This window comes from Micromonospora sp. NPDC047812 (assembly GCF_040704175.1).
Lineage (GTDB): Bacteria > Actinomycetota > Actinomycetes > Mycobacteriales > Micromonosporaceae > Micromonospora.
Genome location: NZ_JBEYRY010000004.1, coordinates 510,864 through 521,304 on the forward strand (window position 1 = coordinate 510,864; position 10,441 = coordinate 521,304).

Genomic DNA, 10,441 nt, shown 5'->3' on the forward strand with positions numbered 1-10,441 from the left:
CGGATCAGGCCGAGCCGAACTCTTCGTCCAGCAGGCTGAAGATCTCTTCGGCGGAGGCCGACTCGAGGCTGGCGCCGTCGTCGGCCGCGGAGTCCGCACCGGACTCGGTGTAGGTCCACAGGGAGAGCAGTTCGCGCAGCCGGGCGCCGACGGCGGCCCGGTCGGTGTCACCGGTGGCCACCGCCCGCATGGCGTGCTCCAGCTTGTTCAGCTCGCCGAGCACCGTCAGCGCGGACGTGCTCCGCTCCGCCAGCAGCGCGCCGCGCAGGTACTCGACCAGCGCGGCCGTGGTCGGCCGGTCGTAGATCAGCGTGGACGGCAGCCGCAGCCCGGTGGCCGCGTTGAGCCGGTTGCGGAACTCGACGGCGGTCAGCGAGTCGAAGCCCAGCTCGACGAAGCCGCGCTCGACGTCGATCGAGCGGATCGACGCGTAGCCGAGGACCGCGGCGGCGTGGGTGCGGACCAGATCGGAGAGCACCTGGTCGCGGTCGGCCTCCGCCGTGGCGGCGAGGGTCTCCCGCAGCGCCTCGGCCGGGTCGCGCTCGGCGGCCCGCACCGCGCCGGTCGTCGCCGGCCGGACCAGCGACCGCAGCACCGGCGGCACCGCCGCCGGCCCGTGCCGGCCGATCAGCGCGAGGTCCAGGTTGACCGGTACGACCACCGGCTCGGCGAAGCGCAGCGCCTCGCTGAACAGGTCCATGCCCTCGTCGGCGCCGAGCGGGACGAAGCCGCCCCGGTTCATCCGCGCCTCGTCGACGTGCCCGGTCTGGCCGTCGCCGGTGTCGTTGACCCACGGGCCCCAGGCCAGCGAGAGCGCCGGGAGCCCCCGGTCGCGCCGGTGCTGGGCGAGTGCGTCGAGGAAGCAGTTCGCCGCCGCGTGGTTGGCCTGCCCGGGGCCGCCGAAGAGGCCGGCCGCCGAGGAGAAGAGCACAAACGCGGCCAGGTCCAGCTTCTCGGTCAGCTCGTGCAGGTGCCAGGCCGCGTCGACCTTGGGGCGCAGCACGGTGTCGAAGCGGTCCGGGGTGAGCGCGGGCAGGACGCCGTCGTCGAGCACCCCGGCCGCGTGCACCACGCCGGTCAGCGGCAGGTCGGCGGGGATCTGGTCGACCAGCAGGGCGAGCGCGTCGCGGTCGGTGACGTCGCAGGCGACCACCCGGGCCGTGGCGCCCAGTCCGGCCAGCTCGTCGACCAGCGCGGCGACGCCCGGGGCGTCCGCCCCGCTGCGGCTGACCAGCAGCAGGTGCCGTACGTCGTGCCGGGTCACCAGGCGTCGCGCCACGAGCCGCCCGAGCAGGCCGGTCGCCCCGGTCACGAGGACGGTGCCGGCGGCCAGGTCGGGGCCGGGCGCCTCGGCCGGGGGCGGGCCGAGCCGGGTCAGCCGGGGCACCCGGAGCTGGCCGGCGCGTACCGCGAGCTGGGGTTCGCCCGTGGCCAGGGCCGCCGGCAGCAGCGCGGCGGCCGGAGCGTCGTCGTCGACGTCGAGCAACACGATCCGGTCGGGGTTCTCCGACTGCGCGGAGCGCAGCAGGCCCCAGGCGGTGGCGGCCGGCACGTCGGCGATCCGCTCGTCCGGCTCGACCCGGACCGCGCCGCGGGTGACCACCACCAGCCGGGCGGCGGCGAGGGACTCCTCGGCGAGCCACTGCTGGGCCAGCGCGAGCGTGCGGTGGGCGACCCGGTGCGCCTGGCGGGCCGGGTGCGGCTCGTCGGCGGTCGGTCCGGCGCAGGTAACCACCACCGCGTCGGGCACCGGAGCGCCCGCGCGCACCCCGGCGACCAGCGCGGAGAGGTCCGGGTGCCGGTCGGCGCCGGGCCAGTCGTCGCCGAGGGCGACGAGCCGGGACGTGCCGTCGGCGCGACCGGTGGCGGGGGCGACCCAGTCGAGGCGGTGCAGGGACCGGCTGGCCGAGCGGCGGGCGGCGCTGAGCTGCTCGCCGGAGATGGGCCGCAGCACCAGACCGTCGACGGAGGCCACCGGCGTCGCGCCGGTGTCGGTGATGGTCAGGGCCACGGATCCGGCGTCGGTGGCGCGCAGCCGGATCCGCAGCTCGCGGGCGCGGGTGGGCCGGATGGTCACGCCCGACCAGGTGAACGGCAGGCCCGGGCGGATGTCGGGGCCGCCGTCGGGGGTCGGCGTCGCGCCGCCGGCCGGGGCGTCGGTGGCGCCGGCCGTGGCGCTGGCGCCGATGGCGTGCAGCGCCGCGTCCATCAGGGCCGGGTGCACCGAGAAGGCCGTGGTGTCGGTGGACGCGTCGGCGTCCAGGGCGACCTCGGCGAGGATGTCCGGACCCGACCGCCAGGCGGCGCGTAGCGCGCGGAAGACCGGGCCGTAGTGGTAGCCCTGGGCGGCGAGCCGGGCGTAGAGCCCGTCGAGGGCGATCGGCTCGGCGTCGGCGGGCGGCCACACGGCCGCGGGAGCGGGCTCCGGGTCGACGGTGTCGGCGAGCTGGCCGGAGGCGTGCCGCTGCCAGGACCGGGTGCCGTCGGGTCCGGTGTCGTCGTCGCGCCGGGTGTGGATGGCGACGGGCCGGTGCCCGGTCTCGTCCGGCGGGCCGACGCGGACCCGCAGGTCGATGCCGCCCTCGGTGGGGATCGCCAGCGGCGCCTCCAGGTTCAGCTCGGCGACCGTCGCCGCGCCGGCCTGCCGGCCGGTCCAGGACGCCAGCTCCACCAGGGCCGTCCCGGGCAGCAGCACCGTGCCCAGCACGGCGTGGTCGGCCAGCCACGGGTGGGTGGCGAGGGTGATCCGGCCGGTGAACAGCAGGCCCTCGTCGCCGGGCAGGTCGGCCACCGCGCTGAGCAGCGGGTGGTCGACCACGTCGAGGCCCACGGCGGGCAGGACCGAGCGGTGGGCGCCGGTGCGCTCCAGCCAGTAGCGGTGCCGGTCGAAGGCGTACGTGGGCAGGTCGACCGGCTCGGCCTCGGGCAGCAGCCGGCGGTGGTCCACCGCCAGGCCGAGGGTGTGCGCGGTGGCGAGGCCGGTCAGCAGCCGGGTGGCGGCGTCGCCCGAACCACCGAGGGTGGCCAGGACGTGGCCGGTGGCGCCGGTCGCGTCGAGGACGGCGGCGACCCGGGCGGTCAGCGCCGGCTCCGGCGAGACCTCCACGAAGGTCACGTGTCCCGCGTCGACGGCGGTGCGGAGGGCGGCATCGAGCTGCTCCGCTCCCCCGGCTTCACCAACCTGGTGGCCGGCGCCGAGGGTGGCCGGGTCGGCCCAGTGGTCGGCGCCGAGGGCGGCCGGATCGGCCCAGTCGCCGGTGACGGTGGAGGCCAGCCGGGCGGTCCCGGGCTGCGGGGCGAGCCCCGCCAGGGCGGCGCGGAGGCCGGCGGGGTCCAGCTCGCCGGCGGCGGCCCGGGCCCGCAGCGCCACCGTCCGGGCGGCGTCGGGCAGGGACAGCAGGCCCGCCACGTGGGCGGCCACGACCTCGCCGTCACCGTCGCCGACGACCGCGGCCGGGGTGAGCCCGGCGTGCCGCCAGACGGCGGCGAGCGCCACCCCGACGGCGAACAGCACGGGCCGGGCCAGCTCCGGCCGCGCGGCCCAGGAGGCGTCCGCGCCGGTGAGCAGGCCGGCCGGGTCGACGTCGACCCAGGGCGCGAGGGCCTGCCGGCACTCGGCGAGGGTGTCGTCGAAGACTGGGCAGCGGCCCACCAGTCCGGCCGCCGCGCCCGCCGGGGCGGCGGCCGGGAAGACGAACACCGGGCCCGCGCCGTGGTTGGCGACGGTGCCGGTCACCACGTTGCCCGCCGGGGTGCCGGCGGCGAGCGCGTCCAGGCCGGCCAGCAGCTCGCCGGGGGTCGCGCCGAGCACCGCGGCGCGCCTGTCGAACGCCGAGCGGGTCGCGGCGAGGGACCAGCCGACCGCCGCCGGGGCGAGGCCGGGGTGGGCCCGCAGGTGCCGGGCCAGCCGGGACGCCTGCGCGGCCAGGGCCGAGGTCGAGCGGGCCGAGACCGGCCACACCACCGTGTCGGCGGCGAGCAGCCCGGCGGCCGGCTCGGGGGCCGGCTCGGCCTCGCCGGTCACGTCGGTGTCGACGGGCTGCTCGACGACCACGTGGGCGTTGGTGCCGGAGATCCCGAACGAGGAGACCGCCGCCCGGCGGGGCCGGTCGACCGCCGGCCACGGCCGGGACCGGGTCACCAGCTCCACGTCGCCGGCGGACCAGTCGATGTGCGGCGACGGGGTGTCCGCGTGCAGCGACGCAGGGACGGTGCCCTCCCGCATCGCCAGCACCATCTTGATCACACCGGCCACGCCGGCAGCGGCCTGCGCGTGGCCCATGTTCGACTTGACCGAGCCCAGCAGCAGCGGGCCCGCGTCGCCCCGGTCCTGCCCGTACGTCGCCAGCAGGGCCTGGGCCTCGATCGGGTCGCCGAGGACGGTGCCGGTGCCGTGCGCCTCGACGACGTCCACGTCCGTGGTCGTCAGCCGGGCGCTGGCGAGCGCCTGCCGGATCACCCGCTGCTGGGAGGGGCCGTTGGGGGCGGTCAGGCCGTTGGACGCGCCGTCGGAGTTCACGGCGGAGCCGCGTACCACGGCGAGGACGCGGCGGCCCTGCCGCCGGGCGTCGGAGAGCCGCTGCACGAGCAGCATGCCGACGCCCTCGGACCAGCCGGTGCCGTCCGCCGTGGCGGCGAAGGACTTGCACCGCCCATCGGAGGCCAGGCCGCCCTGGCGGGAGAACTCCTGGAACGCCGTGGGGGTGGCCATCACGGCCACGCCGCCGGCCAGCGCCAGGTCGCACTCGCCGCGCCGCAGCGCCGCCCCGGCGAGGTGCAGCGCCACCAGCGACGACGAGCAGGCGGTGTCGACCGTGACGGCGGGTCCCTCCAGCCCCAGCGCGTACGCGACCCGGCCGGAGATCACGCTGTGCGCGGCGCCGGTCATCAGGTAGCCCTCGACCCCCTCGGGGACCTCGGTCAGGCCGGTGCCGTAGCCGGAGGTGGAGGCGCCGACGAAGACGCCGGTACGGGTGCCGCGCAGCGTCGCGGGGTCGACCCCGGCCCGTTCCAGCGCCTCCCAGGACGTCTCCAGGGTGAGCCGCTGCTGCGGGTCCATGGCGAGGGCCTCGCGGGGCGAGATCTCGAAGAAGGCGGGGTCGAAGTCCGCCACGTCGTAGAGGAAGCCGCCCGCCGGGGGGTGGGTCCCCTCCGCCGGTTCGGGGATCTCCCAGCCCCGGTCGGTGGGGAACGGCGAGATGGCGTCCACGCCGTCGGCGACCAGCCGCCAGAACGCCTCCGGCCCGTCGACGCCGCCGGGGTAGCGGCAGGCCATCCCGACGATCGCGACGGGCTCGTCGGCGTCGACGACGACGGTCTGCGGGGCGTCGGCCGGGGCGGCGCCGGAGACCAGCTCGCGCAGGTGCGCGGCCAGCTCGGCGGGGGTGGGGTAGTCGAAGACCAGCGTGGTGGGCAGCCGCAGGCCGGTGGCGGTGTTCAGCCGTCCCCGGAAGTCCACGGCGGTCAGCGAGTCGAAGCCGAGGTCCTTGAACGGGCGTCCGCGCAGCTCGTCGGGCGTGGCGTGGCCCAGCACCGCCGCGGTCTGCTCGTTGACCAGCTTCAGCAGTTCCCGCTCCTGCTCCGTCGGCGGCAGCGCCGCGAGGTGACGCAGCGGCGCGGCGACCGCGCCCGCGGCCGGCGCGGCGGCCTCCTCCTGCGCGACGAGCGCCCGCACCTGCGGCAGGTCGCCGAGCAGCGGGCTGGGCCGGGCCACGGTGAACGCGGGGTGGAACCGGGTCCAGTCGACGTCGGCGACGGTCACGCAGGGCGTCGGGCGGCGCAGCGCCCGGTCGAGTGCGACGAGGGCCTTCTCCGGGTCGATCGGCGGCAGGCCCATCCGGTTGAGCTGCTCGGTGGCCACGTTCTCGGCGGCCATGCCGTGTTCGCCGCCCCAGGCCGTCCAGGAGACGGCGGTGGCCGGCAGGCCCCGGTCACGCCGGTTGACGGCCAGGGCGTCCAGCAGGGAGTTGCCGGCACCGTAGGCGCACTGGCCGGCGCTGCCCCACACGCCGGAGATGGAGGAGAAGAGGACGAACGCGCCGAGTTCGCGCTCGGCGAGGCAGGCGTCGAGGTGCAGGGCGCCGAGCACCTTGCCCGCGACGACGTGGGAGAACTCGCCGAGGGTGGTGTCGGTCAGCGGGGTGAGCTGGTCGGTGCCGGCGGCGTGCACGACCGCGGTCAGGTCGGGCAGCGCGTCCACCAGGTCCGCCACGGACCGCCGGTCGGTGACGTCGCAGGTGGCGACGGTGACCCGCCCGTCGGCGCCGTACGCGTCGAGCAGGTCCGCCACGGCGGGGGCGGCGGTGCCCCGGCGGCTGGCCAGGACCACCCGCCCGGCGCCGCGGCCGAGCAGCCAGCGGGTGACGTGGCCGCCGAGGGCGCCGGTGCCGCCGGTGACCAGGACGGTGCCGGACCACCAGTCGCCGGCGGGGGGCTCGTCCGCCGCCGGCGGGGCCGGGGTCAGCCGGCGGGCCCAGGTCCCGCCGGGCCGCACGGCCACCTGGTCCTCGCCGAGGTGCCCGGCCAGCACGGCGGCGAGCCGCCGGGTGGTGGCGTCGTCGACGGTGGTCGGCAGGTCGACCAGGCCGCCCCAGCGGTGCGGTTGTTCGACCGCCGCCGCCCGGCCGAGGCCCCAGACCTCGGTCTGGAGGGGGTGCGCGACCCGGTCGCCGGGGGCCGCCGCCACCGCGCCGCTGGTGACGCACCACAGCGGCGCCACCAGGTCCAGGTCGGTCATCGCCTGGACCAGGGCGAGGGTGTTGGCCGCGGCGAGGGTCACGCCGGGGTGCTCGGGCAGCAGCCGGTCCTGGCCGGCGACCACGGCGAGCACGCCGTCGACCGGACGGCCGTCGATCTCCGCCCGCAGCCGGGCGGCGAGCGCCGCGCGGTCGAGGTCCGCCGCGCCGATGCGCAGCACCAGCGGCTCGGCGTCGCCGAAGAGCCCGGCCAGGCCGTCGGCCCACGCCGGCACGTCGTCGGCCGGCAGCACGACCAGCCAGCGGCCCGCCGGACCGTCGGCGTCCTCGACCGGCACGGGCTGCCAGGTGACGTGGTACGACCAGCCGTCCACGAGGGAGCGTTCCCGCCGGGACCGGCGCCAGGAGGTGAGCACGGGCAGGGCCGGCAGCAGCGCCCGCACCTGCTCGTCGTCGTCGCCCAGCTCGCCGCGCAGGGTCTCGACGTCCGCCTGCTCCAGTGCGGTCCAGAACTCGTCGTCGCCGTCGCGCGCGGTGCCGTCCGGGGCGGTGGGCGGCGGCTCGGGCCAGAACCGCTGCCGCCGGAAGGCGTACGCGGGCAGGGGCACCCGCGCGGCGCCGGCGCCGGCGAACAGCTCCGCCCAGCCCACCTCGACGCCGCCGACGTGCAGCTCGGCGAGGGCGGTGAGCGCGGACGCGGGCTCGGGGCGGTCGCGGCGCAGCAGCGCCACGGCGGCGGTGTCGTCGTCCGCGCCGGCCGCGGTCAGGACGTCGCGGGCCAGCGCGGTGAGCACCCCGCTGGGGCCGACCTCCAGGAACGTACGCACGCCCAGGGCGCGCAGCTGGTCGACGCCGTCGGCGAACCGGACGGCCTCCCGCACGTGCCGGACCCAGTACTCGGCGGTGCGGATCTCGTCGGCGTCGGCGACCGCGCCGGTCAGGTTCGACACGATCGGCAGCGCCGGCGGGTGCAGCTCCAGCCCGCGCACCACGGCGGCGAACTCGGCGAGCATGGGTTCCATCAGCGGGCTGTGGAAGGCGTGGCTGACCCGCAGCGGCCTGGTGCGTACGCCCTGGTCGGCCCAGCGGCGTTCGAGTTCCTCGACGGCGTCGGCCGCGCCGGAGACGACCACGGCGGTGGGCCCGTTGACGGCGGCCACGGCGACCCGATCCTCGACGCCGGCCAGGGCGGCCCGGACGGCGTCGGCGGGCAGCTGGACGGCCAGCATCGCGCCGCCGGCCGGCAGTGCCTGCATCAGCCGGCCCCGGGCCGCGACGAGCGCGGCGGCGTCGGGCAGCGACAGCACGCCGGCCGCGTGCGCGGCGGAGAGCTCGCCGATCGAGTGGCCGAGCAGGACGTCCGGGACGATCCCCCAGCTCTCCAGGAGCCGGAACAGCGCGACCTCGACGGCGAACAGGCCGGCCTGGGTGCAGAGGGTCTGGTTGAGCAGCGCGGCGGCCTCGTCGCCCTCGGGCGCGAAGAGCACCGGGGTGAGCGGGCGGGGCAGGTGCCGGTCCAGCTCGGCGCAGACCTCGGCCAGCGCCCGGTCGAAGACCGGGAACGCGGCGGCCAGCTCGCGGCCCATGCCGCTGCGCTGCGCGCCCTGACCGGAGAAGAGGAACGCGAGCTTGCCGCCGCGCGGGCCGGCGCCGGCGACCAGGCCGGGGGCGTCGCCGCCGGCGGCGAGCGCGCGCAGGCCGGCGGTCAGGTCGGCGCGGTCGGCGGCGAGCAGCACGGCCCGGTGCTCCAGGCTGGCCCGGGTGCGAGCCGACGACCAGCCGACGTCGGTCAGCCGCAGTTCGGGGCGGTCGTCGAGCCAGTCGGCCCAGCGGGTCGCCTGCGCGGCCAGGGAGTCGGCGTCGCGGGCGGAGACCAGCACCGGCACGAGGCCGGCACCGGTGACGGGGGCGGGGTCGGCGGCGGTGTCGGTGACGGTACCCCCGTCCGTCGCGGTGCCCGCGTCGCTCGCGGCGGCGGGGCCGTCCGGGGCCTCGGCCGGGGCCGGGTCGACGGCGGGCGCCTCCTCGATGATCACGTGGGCGTTGGTGCCGCTCATGCCGAAGGAGGAGATGCCCGCGCGGCGGGGCTGCTCCCCGGCGGGCCACGGCCGCGGCTCGGTGGCCAGCGCCACCGCGCCGGCCGTCCAGTCCACGTTGGGGGTGGGCTCGTCGACGTGCAGGGTGGCGGGCACGGTCTCGTGCCGCAGCGCCATCACCATCTTGATCACGCCGGCCACGCCGGCGGCGGCCTGGGTGTGCCCGATGTTCGACTTGACCGAGCCGAGCCACAGCGGCCGGTCCGCCGGCCGGCCCTGCCCGTACGTCGACAGCAGCGCCTGGGCCTCGATCGGGTCGCCGAGGGTGGTGCCGGTGCCGTGTGCCTCCACGACGTCGACCTGCTCCGGGGCGAGCCGGGCGCTGGCCAGTGCCTGGAGCACGACCCGCTGCTGGGACGGGCCGTTGGGGGCGGTCAGCCCGTTGCTCGCGCCGTCCTGGTTGACCGCGCTGCCGCGTACGACCGCGAGGACGGGGTGGCCGTTGCGGCGGGCGTCGGAGAGCCGCTCGACGAGCAGCAGGCCGACCCCCTCGCCCCAGGCGGTGCCGTCGGCGGCGGCGGCGAACGACTTGACCCGGCCGTCCCTGGCCAGGCCGCGCTGGCGGCTGAAGCCGATGAAGGCCGACGGGGTGGACATGACGGTGGCCCCGCCGGCGAGCGCCAGGGTGCACTCGCCCTGCCGGAGTGCCTGGCAGGCCAGGTGCAGGGCGACCAGCGACGACGAGCAGGCGGTGTCGACGGTGACGGCGGGGCCCTCGATGCCGAGCGCGTACGAGATCCGGCCCGACACGACGCTCGCCGCGGTGCCGGTGAGGATGTAGCCCTCGGTGCCGGGCGGCGGCTGCTGGAGCAGCCCCACGTAGTCCTGGCCGGTGGTGCTGGCGAACACCCCCACCTGGTGGCCACGCAGCGCCGAGGGGTCGAGCCCGGCGTGCTCGAACGCCTCCCAGGCGGCCTCCAGCAGCAGCCGCTGCTGCGGGTCCATGGCGAGCGCCTCGCGCGGCGAGATGCCGAAGAACGCGGCGTCGAAGTCGGTGGCCGAGTCGACGAAGCCGCCCTCGGCGACGTACGACGTGCCGGGGTGGTCGGGGTCCGGGTGGAACAGCCGCGCCAGGTCCCAGCCGCGGTCGGCGGGGAACGGGGAGACGGCGTCCCGGCCGGAGTCGACGAGTTCCCACAGCTCCTCGGGCGAGCCCACCCCGCCCGGGAACCGGCAGGCCATGCCGACGATGGCGATCGGCTCCCGGTTGGCCGCCTCAAGCTCGCCGAGCTTCCTCCGGGTCTGGTGAAGGTCCGCCGTCACCCATTTCAGGTACTCCCGGAGCGTATCTTCAGTCGCCATTGACGCCACCTCTTCGGGCCGGAAAGAAACAGGCGACCCAATACCGTCCACAGACGCCACAAGCCGCGAAGATCTAAGCCCATTCAGCCGACCACGAATTGCCAGACAAAAAGCGTTTCAGCCCCCACCAGGTCTTACGCGCCGGACGAAAGGTAATTGTCGTCGGACGGCGGTCACAACCCCTAGCGTGCCCCTACGGGTGCCCCTAGGCGGCGGGGGCGCAGGCTGGGCCGACCCGCCCTCCGAGCGGCCCGGCGCACCGCCCTCGCGGGGTGCGGCCGGGCGGGTGTCCAGGCCCGCCCGGCCGCGCGCGTCACGACCGTCGACAACGGTCGCGCGGCACCATTT

At 77.3% G+C, this 10,441-nt stretch carries 1 protein-coding gene; it reads right to left on the reverse strand.

Annotation, left to right across the window (positions count from 1 at the left end; all coding sequences use genetic code 11):
• Positions 1 to 4: 4 nt before the first annotated feature.
• Complete coding sequence (locus AB0883_RS19880) at positions 5 to 10,093, reverse strand: type I polyketide synthase (RefSeq protein WP_366642640.1); 10,089 nt, start codon at positions 10,091 to 10,093, stop codon at positions 5 to 7.
• Positions 10,094 to 10,441 lie beyond the last annotated feature (348 nt).